General features: G+C 73.4%; 12 protein-coding genes. 7 read left to right on the forward strand and 5 right to left on the reverse strand.

Features of this window, described 5'->3' with window-relative positions:
- Window positions 1–103: 103 nt before the first annotated feature.
- Entirely contained in the window at window positions 104–1438 is a 1335-nt protein-coding gene (locus tag ABH937_RS03445; RefSeq protein WP_370217164.1) for a cytochrome P450, read from the forward strand.
- On the opposite strand, the gene ABH937_RS03450 is transcribed toward ABH937_RS03445, so the two are convergent.
- Window positions 1410–2291: an MBL fold metallo-hydrolase gene (locus ABH937_RS03450; RefSeq protein ID WP_370217166.1), complete on the reverse strand. Its 882-nt coding sequence runs from the start codon at window positions 2289–2291 to the stop codon at window positions 1410–1412. The two genes, ABH937_RS03445 and ABH937_RS03450, sit on opposite strands and share 29 nt — an antisense overlap.
- Window positions 2292–2416: 125 nt before the next feature.
- On the opposite strand from ABH937_RS03450, the gene ABH937_RS03455 reads away from it, so the two are divergent.
- From ABH937_RS03455 to ABH937_RS03465, 3 genes are all read left to right on the forward strand, one after another.
- Window positions 2417–3337 carry an AraC family transcriptional regulator gene (locus ABH937_RS03455; RefSeq protein WP_370217167.1) on the forward strand — a complete coding sequence of 307 codons (921 nt, stop codon included), beginning with the start codon at window positions 2417–2419 and terminating at the stop codon, window positions 3335–3337.
- A 67-nt stretch (window positions 3338–3404) separates the two neighbouring features.
- Window positions 3405–3827, forward strand: a complete 423-nt coding sequence (locus ABH937_RS03460) for a GntR family transcriptional regulator (protein WP_280691190.1) — start codon at window positions 3405–3407, stop codon at window positions 3825–3827.
- The gene (locus ABH937_RS03465) at window positions 3824–4936 is read left to right on the forward strand and encodes a DUF1648 domain-containing protein (protein WP_370217168.1); all 1113 of its coding nucleotides are present in this window, start codon (window positions 3824–3826) and stop codon (window positions 4934–4936) included. Before ABH937_RS03460 ends, ABH937_RS03465 begins: the two co-directional genes overlap by 4 nt.
- Before the next feature lie 35 nt (window positions 4937–4971).
- On the opposite strand, the gene ABH937_RS03470 is transcribed toward ABH937_RS03465, so the two are convergent.
- Entirely contained in the window at window positions 4972–5454 is a 483-nt protein-coding gene (locus ABH937_RS03470; RefSeq protein WP_370217170.1) for a MarR family winged helix-turn-helix transcriptional regulator, read from the reverse strand.
- A gap of 103 nt (window positions 5455–5557) precedes the next feature.
- Here ABH937_RS03470 and ABH937_RS03475 point away from each other — a divergent pair, with 103 nt between their 5' ends.
- Window positions 5558–6121, forward strand: coding sequence for a carboxymuconolactone decarboxylase family protein (locus ABH937_RS03475; RefSeq protein ID WP_280691193.1), 564 nt, complete (start codon window positions 5558–5560; stop codon window positions 6119–6121).
- A gap of 15 nt (window positions 6122–6136) precedes the next feature.
- On the opposite strand, the gene ABH937_RS03480 is transcribed toward ABH937_RS03475, so the two are convergent.
- The gene (locus ABH937_RS03480; RefSeq protein WP_370217172.1) at window positions 6137–7912 is read right to left on the reverse strand and encodes a GAF domain-containing sensor histidine kinase; all 1776 of its coding nucleotides are present in this window, start codon (window positions 7910–7912) and stop codon (window positions 6137–6139) included.
- 159 nt (window positions 7913–8071) lie between these two features.
- Between ABH937_RS03480 and ABH937_RS03485 the strand changes: the two genes are divergently transcribed.
- Both ABH937_RS03485 and ABH937_RS03490 read left to right on the forward strand, forming a co-directional pair.
- Window positions 8072–8956 carry an SPFH domain-containing protein gene (locus ABH937_RS03485; protein ID WP_370217174.1) on the forward strand — a complete coding sequence of 295 codons (885 nt, stop codon included), beginning with the start codon at window positions 8072–8074 and terminating at the stop codon, window positions 8954–8956.
- 32 nt (window positions 8957–8988) lie between these two features.
- Window positions 8989–9222 (forward strand): hypothetical protein, encoded by a 234-nt coding sequence (locus tag ABH937_RS03490; RefSeq protein ID WP_280691196.1) that lies wholly within the window; start codon window positions 8989–8991, stop codon window positions 9220–9222.
- 102 nt (window positions 9223–9324) lie between these two features.
- Here ABH937_RS03490 and ABH937_RS03495 read toward each other — a convergent pair whose 3' ends face one another.
- Window positions 9325–9888, reverse strand: coding sequence for a dihydrofolate reductase family protein (locus tag ABH937_RS03495; protein ID WP_370217176.1), 564 nt, complete (start codon window positions 9886–9888; stop codon window positions 9325–9327).
- A gap of 168 nt (window positions 9889–10056) precedes the next feature.
- A complete protein-coding gene (cydD, locus tag ABH937_RS03500; protein WP_370217178.1) occupies window positions 10057–13623 on the reverse strand; it encodes a thiol reductant ABC exporter subunit CydD in 3567 nt (1188 codons plus the stop codon).
- Between the last annotated feature and the right edge of the window lie 6 nt (window positions 13624–13629).

Consider the following 13629-nt stretch of genomic DNA (forward strand, 5'->3'; position numbering starts at 1 on the left):
CTGGACCATCCGCCCTATGACGGTGTGGGGAGCAGTTGGCGTTACATCAGGTGGGCAGAATTTTTTTCGAGTCACGCCACAGGTTCGATTCGATCGGAGTCCGATGAGCGGCAACCTCACCAGCGCCACCGTCCCCGGCGCCCTCCCCCTGCTCGGGCACCTGCCCCGGCTGGCCAGGGATCCGGCCGGCTTCCTCGCCGGCCTCCCCGCCTTCGGCGACCTGGTGGAATTCCGGCTCGGCACCCATCGCGTCCAGGTGCCCTGCCACCCCGAGCTGCTCCGGCAGGTCTACGCGGACGACCGGACCTTCGACAAGGGCGGGCCGTTCTACCAGCGCTTCCGCGACATCCTGGGCAACGGCCTGGCCACCTGCCCGCACCGTGATCATCGGCGCCAACGGCGCTTGCTGCAGCCCGAGTTCCGGGCCGATCGGCTGCCCGGATACGCCGAGGTGATGACCCGTGAGGCCGAGCAGCTGACCCGGGGGTGGACCGACGGCGCGACGATCGACGCCTTCCCCGCCTTCTACCGCTACACCCTGCGGGTGGTCGCCCGCAGCCTGCTCGCCACCGAGGTCCCCGACGCCCTGGTCGACCGGCTGCAGGAGTCGTTCGAGCACGCGTTCGCCGGCGCGCTGCGGCGGGTGTTGCTGCCGCCGCTGCCCGCAGGCCGCCGCTACCACGCCGCGGTCGCCGCGCTCGGGGCCACGGTCTGCGAGCTGGTGCGCGACTACCGCGAGCGCGGCGTGGACCGCGGCGACCTGCTCTCCGGGCTGCTCGCCGCCCGGGACGAGGACGGGTCGGCGCTGACCGACGCCGAGGTCCACGACCAGGTGCTGACGCTGCTGCTGGCCGGCACCGAGACGAGCGCCGCCCAGCTGGCCTGGACCTGCCGGCTGCTGCTGGAGCATCCCGAGGTGGCCGCGCGGCTCCAGGCGGAGATCGACGGCGTCCTCGGCGGGCGGGCCGCCACCTACCAGGACGTCGAGCACCTCCCCTACACCGCCAACGTGCTGACCGAGTCGCTGCGCCGCTACCCGCCCGGCTGGATCCTGCTGCGCACCACGACCCGCACCACCGAGCTGGCCGACCGCACCCTGCCGCCCGGCAGCTACGTCGTGCTCAGCCCGTACGTCGCCCACCACAACCCGCGGATCTTCGCCGACCCCACCCGCTTCGACCCCGACCGCTGGCAGCCCGAGCGGGCGGCCGCGCTGCCCCGGTGGGCCTTCGGCGGGTTCTCGAACGGCCCCCGCCAGTGCATCGGCGAAGGCTACGCGCGGGCCGAGACGGTGATCGCACTGGCCACCGTGCTGGCCCGCTGGGAGCTGGCCCCGGCCCCCGGCACCCGCCCGGCGCCGGTGCGGCTGACCACCATCCTGCGGCCGCGCCGCCTCCCGCTGCGCACCGTCAGGCGGCCGCTCCCGCCCACCCGGTGATCGCGAACGTGTCGCCCGCCCGGCGCACTTCGGCGATCCCGGTGCCCCCGAAGTGCGCCGGTACGACCAACTCACCCTGGTCCGCCGCCCGTTCGAGCACCCGGCGGCGGCTCGCGGCGGCCTGGGCCGGATCCTCGCAGAAGCAGCTGTTGCGGGCCGGCTCCAGGATCTGCAGCGGGCTGTGCAGCAGGTCGCCGACGAAGACCGCGCGGTCGCCCCCGGAGGCCAGCCGCAGCACCGCGGACCCGGGTGTGTGCCCCGGCGCCGCCTCGAGGGCCAGGTTGCCGTCGATCCGGTAGCCGTCCGACCAGAGTTCCACCTGTCCGGCCCGGTGCACCGGGGCGATGCTGTCGGCGTAGAGGTGCCCCTTGCCCGAGTCGGGGTCGGCGTTCCCGGCGGCGGCGAAGTCGGACGCCGGCACCAGGTAGCGGGCGTTGGGGAAGGTGGGCTGCCAACTCCCGTCTCGCCATTCGGTGTTCCAGCCCACGTGGTCGGCGTGCAGGTGGGTGTTGACCACCACGTCGACGTCCGCCGGCTGCACCCCGGCGGCCGCCAGCTGGTCCAGGAATTCGGTGTCCCAGTCGGCGAACTGCGGGGTGTGCGGGCGGTGCCGACCGTTCCCGACCCCGGTGTCGACCAGGATCGTCCGCCCCTCGCTGCGCAGGACCCAGGTCTGCACGGCGCCCTGCACCAGGCCGCTCTCCGGCTCCCAGAAGTTCGGGGCCAGCCACTCCCGGTTGTCCCGCCAGGCCTCCGGCCGGAGTTGCGGAAACATCGTCGCCGCCGGGAGGAACGCCCCCTGACGTTCCACCACCTTGCCGACCTCGACCTCGCCCAACATGAGGTGTTCCATCGCTCCCCGCTCCTTCTCTCGTCCCGTCCGTTGTTCACGAGCCTAGGGAGCCATCGATGAGCGTCTCAATGCGTAATCAGCTCAACCGGATACGCGAGCGACTCACCGTGGCTACGCTGAGCCGCATGGATGTACTCAGCGACGCGATCTCGGCCGTCCGGGTCGGCCGGCCCTCCTCCACCCGGCTGCGGGTGGCCGGGACCTGGTGCGCCCGGTTGGCGGCCTACGAGGGCGCCGGCTTCCACGTCGTACTGCGGGGCGGCTGCTGGCTCCTGCCGGACGGCGGCGGCGCGCCGGTCACGCTGAACACCGGTGACGTGGTGCTGCTGCCGCACGGCACCGGGCACGTGCTGGCCAGCGGCCCGATGGAGCGTCAGGCCATCGCTCGGGCAACCGTCTTCGAGGAGTGGGCGGCCCGCGGCGCCACCCCGCCCCCACCCGAGACCCCCGGGGCGGCCGAGCTGCTCTGCGGGAAGTACCGGCTGGACCGCAGCCACCCGCACCCGCTGATGGCCGAGCTGCCGGCCGTGGTCCACCTGCCGAACCGGGTCGGCGGTCACCCCGAACTGCGGTCCGCGATCGACCTGCTGGGCCGCGAGGTGACACAAGGCGCGCCGGGGGCGGGGGTGGTGCTGCCCGGGCTGCTCGACCTCCTCCTGGTCTACCTGGTGCGGGCCTGGATGGCGGAGTCGGACGGCACCGGCTGGTCGGCGGCGCTGGCCGACCCGGTGGTGGCCGACGCGCTGCGCGCGCTGCACGAGGCGCCCGAACACGCCTGGAGCAACGAGCTGCTGGCCGCCCGGGTCGGGGTCTCCCGGGCCACCCTGGCCCGGCGGTTCACCGCGCTGGTGGGACGGGCGCCGATGGCCTACCTGGCCTGGTGGCGGATGACCACCGCGGCCACCATGCTGCGCGACACCCAGGCGCCGATCGACACCATCGCCCGCCGGGTCGGCTACGGCTCGCCGTACGCGCTCTCGCACGCCTTCAACCGGGCGTTCGGCACCACCCCCGGGCGCTACCGGGACGCGCGGAAGGCCAGTTGACGCCTTGCCATCATCCGGGCAGCTGTTCTATAAGTAATAGAGCAGACCGACAGGACAGGGAGCCACCGTGATCCTCACCCTCGACCTGGGCAGCGAGGTCCCGATCTACCAGCAGATCCGGGACAGCGTCGTGGCGGCCATCGCCCTCGGCGAGGTCGCCGAGGGCAGCCCGCTGCCCTCGACCCGGCAGCTCGCGGCCGACCTGGGGATCAACTTCCACACCGTGAACAAGGCCTACGACCTGCTGCGGCAGGAGGGCCTGCTGATCCTCAACCGCAAGAGCGGTGCGGTGGTCCAGCGCGATCCGACCTCCGGGCCGCCGCCGGCCGCCTTCGCCGAGCAGTGGCAGGCGCGGCTGCGCACGCTGCTCGCGGAGGCGGTGGCGCAGGGCCTGGACGGCCCCGCCGTGCTGACCGCCTGCGCCGCCACGCTCACCGGCTTCGGCCTGCCGACCGTCATCACCGCACCGGAGTTGGGAGAACTGACGTGAGCACCACCGCCGTACTGGTCCAGGCCCTCGTGCCGCTGCTGCTCCTGCTCGCGCTCTGGCTGACGCCTTCGCTCACCATGGCCACCGTGCCGTTCGGCGTGCGGGTGCCGACCGGGCGGACCCAGGCGCCGGTGATCGCCGAGCAGCGCCGGGCCTACCGCTACTGGGTCACGCTCGTCGGGGGCACGGCGTTCGTGGCGGGGACGGTCTGGGCGCTGAGCATGCGCACCATGGTTCCCTGGGCACTGACGCTGGTCGCGATCCTGGCGGTCGGCATCGTCGGCTACCTGCGCGCGCACCAGGCGATCGCCGCGGTCAAGCAGCGCGAGCAGTGGTTCCACGGCCTGCGCCAGGGGGTCGCCGTGGACACCTCGCTGCGCACCGACCCCGCACGCTTCCCGTGGCTCTGGGTGCTGCCCTCGGCGCTGCTGACCGCCGGGACGCTGGTGGCGGGCATCGTGCGCTACCCGTCGATGCCCGACCGGCTGCCGACGCACTACAACGGCCCCGGCCACGCGGACCACTTGGCGGCCAAGTCGGTGGGCAGCGCCTTCGCACCGGTCTTCGCCGAGGTCGGCATCACCCTGCTGCTGGTGCTGGTCACCTGGCTGACCTTCCGCGCCCGGCCCGATCTGGACCCGGCCCGCGCCAAAGTGACGGCCGGTCAGCACCGCCGGTTCCTGGGCCGGATGGCGCGCTGCCTGATGCTGCTGACGGCCTGCGCCGACCTGTCGATCACCCTGGCGGCCTGGCAGATCTGGAACGGCGCCCGCACCCTGTCGGTGTTGCCGGTGCTGCTCCCGCCGGCGATCGGACTGGCCGTGCTGCTCGTGGTGGCGATCCGCAGCGGCCAGAACGGCAGCCGGATCCCGGCCGAGCAGGACGACCCCGCGGCATCAGCAGCACCGGCCGCGCCGGTGGAGCACCAGGACGACGACCGGTACTGGCGCCTGGGCGGCCTGGTCTACGTCAACCCGGCGGACTCCTCGTTCTTCGTGCCCAAGCGGTTCGGCATCGGCTGGACGTTCAACCTGGCCAGCCCGTACGCGGCGGTCTTCTTCGCCCTGCTGCTCGGCCTCGCGGTCGGCCTGCCGCTGCTGACCCGCTGACCCGCGCCGCTTGCCCACTGCCTACTGCCTACTGCCTACTGCCCGAACCACCCCGCCACGTCCAGCCGGAAGAACCCCGCCGGCACCATGGTCCGCAGGTCCCGCTCCAGCTCGCGCACCCGCTGCTCGCCCAACCGGGCCACCCAGTCGGCCCGCAGCCGCTCGAAGACGGCTGCGGAGCGGGCCAGCAGGTCCACGCCGCGCGGGGTGAGCCGGACCAGCTTGCGCCGGGCGTCGAGCGGATCGTCGACCCGCAGCACGTAACCGAGCGCCTCCAGCCGGTCGATCGTCTTGCCGGCCGCCTGCTTGGAGACGCCCAGCCGCCGCCCCACCTCGCTCGCGCTCGCGCCCTGCGGGCCCACAGCCTGCAGGGCGAAGCCGTGGGCGGGGCGGGCATCCGGGTGGCCCTGCTCGGCCAGTTCGGCGTGCAACTGGTCGATGATCGAGCGGAAGCCCGCGAAGAGCAGCAGTGGCAGCTCGAACCCGTGACTCTCCCGCTCCGGCACGGCCTCGCTCATCGCGGACACCCCTTGCTCTCTCTTGCCTATATCGACAACCTGGTTTACGTTTTTAGTCAACCACGTTGTCCATTGCACGGCTTAACGAGGAGACCGATCCGTCATGTCCCGACAGTACTTCCCGACCCACACCGTCGAATCCGCCCCGGCCGCGGCCCGCGCCGCCATGGAGTCCACCCACCGCCACCTCGGCTACCTGCCCGGCGCGGTCGGCCTGATGGCCGAGTCCCCCGAACTGCTCACCGGCTTCCTCGACCTGAGCGCCCGCTTCGAGCGCAGTTCGCTGGACCCGCTCGCCCGCGAGGTGGTCGTGATGACCATCGCCACCCGCAACATCTGCCACCTCTGCGTGGCCATGCACACCGCCAAGCTCAGCAAGCTCGGCGCCGACCCCGCCGTGATCGAGGCACTGCGCGCCGGCACCCCGCTGCCCGACCCGCGGCTGGCCGCCGTCCGCGCGTTCACCCTGCACCTGCTCACCACCTCGGGCGCCGCCACCCCCGAAGCCCTGGACGGCTTCCTGGCCCACGGCTTCACCCCGCGCAACGCCCTGGACGTGGTGCTCGGCATCGGCACCTACACCCTCTCCACCTTCGCCAACCGCCTCACCGACGCCCAACCGGACGCCAACCTGGCCGAGTTCGCCTGGGAGCCTGCGACGGCGTAGTCCCCTGGCGCGAGTTCACAACCGCGCCGACCAGCGCACCCGGGCCCCCCGGCGGTCCGGCCCCGGCTCGTGCCAGGCGTCGCCCCCCAGCGCCTCGGCGCGGCGACGCAGGTTGGCCAGGCCGCTGCGGCGGCCGCCCTCGGGGATGCCGACGCCGTCGTCGGTGACCGTGAGCAGCACGCCGGGGCGGCCCGGGCGGTCCAGGGCCTCGGGGTCGCCGGAGACCGGGCGGCCGCCGTCGTCCAGGTGGACGATGGCGTCGACCTCGACCACGACCCGCGAGGCGCGGGCGTGGCGGGCCGTGTTGGAGAGCATCTCGCGTAGCGCAGCCAGGAGTTGACGGGCCGTCGCATCACCGACCAGGTGCTCCACCGGCCCGGCGAAGGTCATCGAGGGCTTGAAGCCGAGCGCGGCGGCGGCCTGGCTGCCCTCGCGCAGCACTCGGGTGCGCAGGGTGTCCGGCTGCTCGCCGTGGTCGTCGTGCTGGAGGGCGTAGATGGTGGTGCGGACCTCCTGGATGGTGGCGTCGAGTTCGTCCACCGCGTGGCCGATCCGCTCGCTCACCTCGGGGACGGCGGCCCGGCGGGCGGCGCTCTCCAGCATCATCCCGGTGGCGAAGAGCCGCTGGATGACCAGGTCGTGCAGGTCCCGGGCGATCCGGTCGCGGTCCTGGAAGACGGCCAGCCGCTGCTGGTCGCGCTGCCCCTCGGCCAGCCGCAGGGCGAGCGCGGCCTGCGAGGCGAAGGTGGCCGCCAGCTCCTTGGTGACGTCGCTGAACGGCCGGGCACCCAACGCCCGCCAGACCACCAGCCCGCCGAGCACCTGCCCGCCGGCCACCATCGGCAGCGCCATCGACGGCCCGTAGCGCCGGGCCAGGCGCATCACCAGCGCCGGGTCCTTCGACATGTCGTCGATGAAGACGCTCTCGCCGTCCCGCAGCCTGGCCGCGTACCCGGCCCCCGGGACCAGCTCGCCGATGACGTACTCGGCGTCCCGGCCCGAGGCGTGCGAGACCCGCAGACCGCCGTCACCGGTGGGCAGCATGATCATCCCAAGTTCGGCGTCGGCCAGTTCGCGCACCCGCTCGGCCGCCACCGCCAGCGCGTCGTGCGCCTTGTCGGTGGAGAGCAGCGCGGTGGTGACCGCGGCGGCGCCGGCGATCCACCGCTCGCGGCGCCGGCCCTCCTCGTACAGCCGGGCGTTCTCGATCGCCACCCCGGCGGCGGCCGCGAGCGCGTGCACCACCTGGGCGTCCTCGGGCGTGAACCCGCCGCCGCCGCGCTTCTCGGTCAGGTAGAGGTTGCCGAACACCTCCTCGCGCACCCGGATCGGCTCCCCGAGGAAGGAGCGCATCGGCGGGTGGTGGGCCGGGAACCCGGACGCGCGCGGGTCCCGGGACAGCTCGTCCAGCACCAGCGGCTCGGGATGGTCGATCAGCACCCCCAGGATCCCCCGCCCCGAGGGCAGGTCACCGATCTCGGCGGCGGTCGCGTCGTCGATCCCGACATGGATGAAGTCGCTGAGCCCGTGCCCGTTCGGCGAGATCACCCCGAGCGCCGCGTACCGGGCGTCCACCAGCTCGGCCGCCCCGGAGGCGATCCGTTCGAGCGTCGCGTGCAGGTCGAGCCCCGCCCCGACCGAGACCACCGCCTCCAGCAGCCGCTGCATCCGGTCGGTGACGGCCGCCGCGGACTGCAGGCGCTCGGACACCTCGGTCACCAGCGTGTCGAGGCCCAGCGAGGAGATCTCGGGCACCCGGTGGGGGGCGGGCTCGTCGGGGGTGGTCGCCATGCCTCGACCCTACTGACCTGAGTCGGAGTTTCGTCGGCAGTAGGCGCTGAGCCGCCGGTTCACCCGGAGGCGATGGGATGGCGATAGCCTCCGTAAAGTGATATCACTAAGCTAGAGCTTTAAAGATAGGTCACAGACCTCGACGAGGGCGGCGCTCCCATGACGACAGACCCGGCTCCGGCCACACCCCCGCTCACCCCGATCAGCGAACGTTCCGCGCGCGACATCCCGGGGTGGGCGCCCCTCGCGATCGGACTGGCCGCGATCGCTTCGGGCGTGGCATCGCACGGTGCGGACAGCTGGCTGCGCGTGGTCCTGTGGGTGGTCGGCGCACTCGCGCTGCTCGGCCTCACCCCGGTCTCGCCCGGCGAGGCCCGCGTGACCTCCCTCTTCGGCCGCTACACCGGGACGGTGCACACCACCGGCCTGCGCTGGGTGAACCCGTTCACGCTGCGGCGCAAGATCTCCACCCGGGTGCGCAACCACGAGACGGCCACGCTCAAGGTCAACGACGCCGACGGCAACCCGGTCGAGATCGCTGCCGTGGTGGTCTGGCAGGTCGAGGACACCGCGAAGGCCGTCTACGCGGTCGACAACGTCGTGCAGTTCGTCGGCATCCAGGCCGAGACCGCGGTCCGGCACATCGCCACCAGCTACCCCTACGACGCGCGCACCGAAGACGTGCTCTCACTGCGCGTCCATGCCGACGAGATCACCACGCGCCTGTCGGCGGAGATCGGCGACCGCGTCGCGCTGGCCGGGATCGGCGTCGTCGAGTCCCGGATCACCCGCCTCTCCTACGCACCCGAGATCGCCCAGGCCATGCTGCGCCGCCAGCAGGCCGACGCGGTGGTCGCCGCCCGCGAGCGACTGGTCCAGGGCGCGGTCGGCATGGTGCGCCAGGCCCTCGACTCGCTGAGCCAGGAGGGCATCGTCGAACTCGACGAGGAGCGCAAGGCCGTGATGGTCAGCAACCTGCTGGTGGTGCTCTGCAGCGAACAGGCGACCCAACCGGTCGTCAACACCGGTACGCTCTACCAGTAGATCAAGACAAACAGGACGAGCCCGAGCTGCCCATGAGCGACCGCAAGCAGATCCTGCTCCGCCTCGACCCCGCCGTCCACGACGCCCTGGTCCGCTGGGCCGGCGACGAACTGCGCAGCACCACCGCCCAGATCGAGTACCTGCTGCGCCAGTCCCTCTCCCAGGCCGGCCGGCTGCCCACCAACGTCGGCGGGCTGCCCCGCCGGGGCCGGCCGCCGAAGAGCACGGCGGGCCCGGAGGGCGAGTCCTCGGCGGACCCGGGCTGACCAACTACCGGTTGGGGCGAGGTGGTTGTGGATGCGCAAGATTGCAACAGAGAAAACGTCAGTGGCCGGCCCGTTCTTCCTGGGGCTCGGCGGACGAACCGCCTAGCGCGCCACGCGGTAGCGGAGGTAGACGACTCCCGAGCTGAAGGTGCGGGTCTCGACGAGTTCGAGATCCACCCGGCGCTCGCGCTGGGGAAAGAACGGAATGCCGCCGCCGACGAGTACCGGGTAGACCCTGACCCGGTACTCGTCGATCAGACCCGACGCGGCCGCCTCGGCGGCGAGAATCGCGCCGCCGATCGCGATCTCGCCCTCCCCCGGCTCGGCTCGCAGCCGCTCGATCTCCTCCGCCAGGCCGCCGGAGGCCAGGCGGGCATTGCCCTGCACCGCCGACAGCGTGGTGGAGAACACCACCTTCGGGAGCGAGTTCCAGAGCGCGGCCCACTCGAGCATCGAGTCGTCGAGCGATGGGTCCTGGTCGGCGGTCTCCCAGTACAGCATCGTCTCGTACAGCCGTCGCCCCAACAGGTGGACGCCGACCTTGCGTTCCTCGTCGGTGACGAAGCGGAAGACCTCCTCGTCGGGCTCCGTCCAGCTGAACTCGCCGTCCGGCCCGACGATGTAGCCGTCGAGTGAGACGCCCATCGAATAGGTCACGCTGCGCATCGGAGGTCCTCCTCGGTGACGGGTTCTACCGTACGACCGCCGGACTCGCCGGACCCATCGCGGCTCGCGGGATTCCCTGGGCGGAGTCACCTCGCGAGATCATTTCGCTGAGAAACCCGAGGCTGGGGATCAACCACCTTGGCAACCACCGCGATTCCCTCTCGCGCTCTACACCCCCACCCCCACCAGCCGGTCCGCCGCCGTCTCCCGCTCCCACAGCGCCCGCAGCCGCCCGTCCTGACGTTCCGTCAACTCGGCCCAGCTGCCGCGCTCCACCACCCGCCCCCCGTCCAGCACCACGACCTCGTCCACGCCCGCCGTCGCCAACCCCGCCAGGCGGTGGGTGATCAGCAGCGTCGCCCGGCCCTCGGTGGCCGCGAGCAGGTCGGCGGTGAGGGCATCAGCCGTGGGCAGGTCCAGGTGCTCCGCAGGCTCGTCCAGGATCAGCAGTGGGAAGTCGGCCAGCAACGCCCGGGCCAGCGCGAGCCGTTGGCGCTGGCCGCCCGAGAGGCGCGCGCCGTGTTCGCCGACCATGGTGTCCAGGCCGTCGGGCAAGGTGTCCACCCAGTCGAGCAGGCGGGCCGCGACAAGGACGGTGCGCAGCTCGGCGTCCGAGGCGGCAGGGCGCGCCAGGCGCAGGTTCTCGCGCAGCGAGCTGTCGAAGACGTGCGCGTCCTGGGCGCAGAGGCCGATCAGACCGCGCACCGCGTCGCCGTCCAGTGCGCGGCTGTCCACAGCCTGTGGACGGTCGGCGGCCAGCGTCACCTCGCCGGAACGCTGGTCGAGCAGCCGGAGCAGCACATGCGCCAGCGTGGTCTTGCCGGAGCCCGACGGCCCGACCACCGCGACACGCCGGCCGGCGGCGAGGTCCAGGTCGACGCCGTCCAGGGCGAGCGCCTGCTGCCCCGGCCACGAGGCGCGCAGCCCGCGCACGGCCAGCGGGAACGGGTCGGCGGGCGCCTGAGCCGGGGCAGCCGGCTCGGCCACCGGGTCCGGGGTGTCCACCATCTCGGTCAGCCGCGCCGCCGCCGCCCGGCTGCGCTCGCGGATCTGCACCGCGCCGGGCAGCCCGGTCACCGCCTCGAACGCGGCCAGCGGAGTGAGGATCACCAGCGCCAGGCTGAGGCCGTTCAGCGAGCCGGACCGCACGCCGGCCACGCCCAGCACGGCGCAGGCGACCACCGTCCACCCGGTGAGCAGGGCCATCAGGCCCGCGCCGAGCGCCGTGGTGGTGGCCGAGCGGGCGGCGAGGGAGGTCAGGCGGGCGTCGGCGGCCCGGACGACGCCGAGGCGGGCAGGCAGCGCGCCCGCCACGGTCAGCTCGGCGGTGCCGGTGCAGGTGTCGACCACGGCGGTGGCGAGCGCACCACGCGCGGGAGCCTGCTGACGCTCCGTCCGGCGGGAGAGGCGGGCGGCCAGCACGGGGACCACGGCCCCCGCGAGCAGCAGGCCGACCGCCAGCGCGATCCCGGCGCCCGGCAGCAGCAGGGCCAGGCCAGCCGAGGCGGCCAGCGAGACGACCAGGCCGACGGCGGCCGGCAGCCGCCAGCGCAGGTACCAGTCCTGGACCACGTCGACGTCCGCGACCAGCCGCGACAGCAGGTCACCGCGCCGGAAGGCGGGCAGCGCGGTGGGCGCCAGCCGCTCCAGGCGGCGGTAGACGGTCACCCGCAGGCTGCCCAGGGTGCGCAGCACGGCGTCGTGCGAGACCAGGCGCTCGCAGTAGCGGAAGAAGCTGCGGCCGACCCCGAAGGCGCGCACCGAGGTGACCGCCATCATCAGGTAGAGCACGGGCGGCTGTTGGGAGGCCTTGGAGATCAGCCACCCCGAGGTGGCCAGCAGCGCCACCGCGCACCCGAGCGCCAGACTGCCGAGCAGCACGGCGAGCGCGAACCGGCGCCGGGCCCGGCCGGCTTCGGCGGCGGCGAAGAGCGCGGCGACGCGGCGCAGCGGGGCGCCGGAGGCGGCCAAGGTAAGGGCCGGGACCGGGATCGGGGCCGGAGAGGCGGCGCTCTGCTGCGGCTCAGCGGCCACCTGCGGCACCAGCAACGTTTCACGTGAAACATCCGCCACCTGAGGCACCGTCAGCTCCACCCGCCGCTCCGCCACCGCCAGCAGCGCCGGCCGGTGCGCCACCAGCAGCACGGTGCGCGCCGGGTCGGCCGCGAGGGCGCGCACCGCCTCGACGATCGCCGCCTCGCTCTGCGCGTCCAGGTTGGCGGTCGGCTCGTCGAGCAGCACCAGCGGACGGTCCGTCAGCAGCGCCCGGGCCAGCGCGAGCCGCTGGCGCTGGCCTGCCGACAGCCCGGCCCCGTCCTCGCCGAGCACGGTCTCCAGCCCCAGCGGCAGCCGCCGCACGAAGTCCAGCGCGTGGGCGGCGGCGAGCGCGGCGCTCACCTCGGCGTCGGAGGCCTCGGGGCGGGCCAGCCGGACGTTCGAGGCCACCGTGCCCGCGAACAGCTGCGGGTGCTGCGGCACCCAGGCGAGCTGCGAGTGCCAGGACTCGGGTGCCAGCTCCGCCAGGTCGTACGAGCGCCCGTCGGCGGCGGTGACCGTGACGCTCCCGGCCTCCGGGCGGACGAAGCCAAGCAGGACGGCGAGCAGCGTGCTCTTGCCCGCGCCGCTGGGTCCGGTGACCGCAGTCGTACTGCCCGGCGGCAGCACCAGGGCCGCACCGCGGAGCGCGGGTGCGGTGCGCCCGGGGTGGGTGACCGTCAGCGGGCCGACCGTCACGCTGGCGCCCGCGAGCACCGGGGCGGGGACGGTGCCGATGGCCGGCAGCGGGGTCTCCAGGACGGCGAAGACCTCCTCGGCCGCCGCCAGCCCCTCGGCGCTGGCGTGGTAGAGCGCGCCGACCTGGCGCAGCGGGAAGTAGACCTCGGGTGCCAGGATCAGCACCAGCAGCCCGGTCTCAAGACCGAGGCTGCCGTCGACCAGCCGGAATCCGATCGAGACGGCGACCAGGGCGACCGAGATGGTGCTCAGCAGCTCCAGGGCGAACGAGGAGACGAAGGCGATCCGCAACGTGCGCAGGGTGGCCCTGCGGTACTCGTCGGTGATCCGCTTGACCGCCTCGGCCTGGGCCTTGGCCCGGTTGAAGACCTTGAGCGTGGGCAGCCCGGCGACCACGTCCAGGAAGTGGTGCGAGAGCCGGGCCAGCGAGCGCCACTGGCGGTCCATCCGGTCCTTGGTGGCCCAGCCGATCAGCACCATGAAGAGCGGGATCAGCGGCAGCGTCCCCGCGATGATCGCCGCACTCTCCCAGTCGGCCCCGATGATCCGGGCCAGCAGCACCGCGGGCACCACCACCGCGAGCGCGAGCTGCGGCAGGTAGCGGGCGAAGTAGTCGTCCAGCGCGTCGACACCCCGGGTGGCCAGCGTGGTCAGCTCGCCGGTGCGCCGGCCCGCCAGGTAACCGGGGCCCAGCGCGGTGGCGTGCTCCAGCAGCCGGCGGCGCAACTGCGACTTGACCCGGGCCACCGACCGATGGGCCGTCAGCTCGGTGAGCCAGGCGACCAGCGCCCGGCCCACCGCGGTGGCCGCGAGCAGCACCAGCGGGGTGCCGAGCGCTGCCAGGCCCTGGCCGCGCTGGAAGCAGCGGACCACGATCTCGGCGATCAGCGTGGCCTGGGCGAGCACCAGCACCGCGCCGAGAGCGCCGAGCAGCACCGAGCCGGCCAGGAAGGCCCGGGTGGTGCGGGCCTGGGCGAGCAGCCTGGGGTCGACGGGCCTCATGACGGC

This window comes from Kitasatospora sp. GAS1066B, from assembly GCF_041262605.1.
Classification (GTDB): domain Bacteria; phylum Actinomycetota; class Actinomycetes; order Streptomycetales; family Streptomycetaceae; genus Kitasatospora.

Bases quoted from the DNA above. Each gene is read 5' to 3' on its own strand.
- ABH937_RS03495 (WP_370217176.1), bottom strand. From the start codon at position 9,888: ATGCGCAGCGTGACCTATTCGATGGGCGTCTCACTCGACGGCTACATC.
- ABH937_RS03480 (WP_370217172.1), bottom strand. From the start codon at position 7,912: ATGGCGACCACCCCCGACGAGCCCGCCCCCCACCGGGTGCCCGAGATC.
- ABH937_RS03445 (WP_370217164.1), top strand. From the start codon at position 104: ATGAGCGGCAACCTCACCAGCGCCACCGTCCCCGGCGCCCTCCCCCTG.
- cydD (WP_370217178.1), bottom strand. From the start codon at position 13,623: ATGAGGCCCGTCGACCCCAGGCTGCTCGCCCAGGCCCGCACCACCCGG.
- ABH937_RS03490 (WP_280691196.1), top strand. From the start codon at position 8,989: ATGAGCGACCGCAAGCAGATCCTGCTCCGCCTCGACCCCGCCGTCCAC.
- ABH937_RS03455 (WP_370217167.1), top strand. From the start codon at position 2,417: ATGGATGTACTCAGCGACGCGATCTCGGCCGTCCGGGTCGGCCGGCCC.
- ABH937_RS03475 (WP_280691193.1), top strand. From the start codon at position 5,558: ATGTCCCGACAGTACTTCCCGACCCACACCGTCGAATCCGCCCCGGCC.
- ABH937_RS03485 (WP_370217174.1), top strand. From the start codon at position 8,072: ATGACGACAGACCCGGCTCCGGCCACACCCCCGCTCACCCCGATCAGC.
- ABH937_RS03470 (WP_370217170.1), bottom strand. From the start codon at position 5,454: ATGAGCGAGGCCGTGCCGGAGCGGGAGAGTCACGGGTTCGAGCTGCCA.
- ABH937_RS03450 (WP_370217166.1), bottom strand. From the start codon at position 2,291: ATGGAACACCTCATGTTGGGCGAGGTCGAGGTCGGCAAGGTGGTGGAA.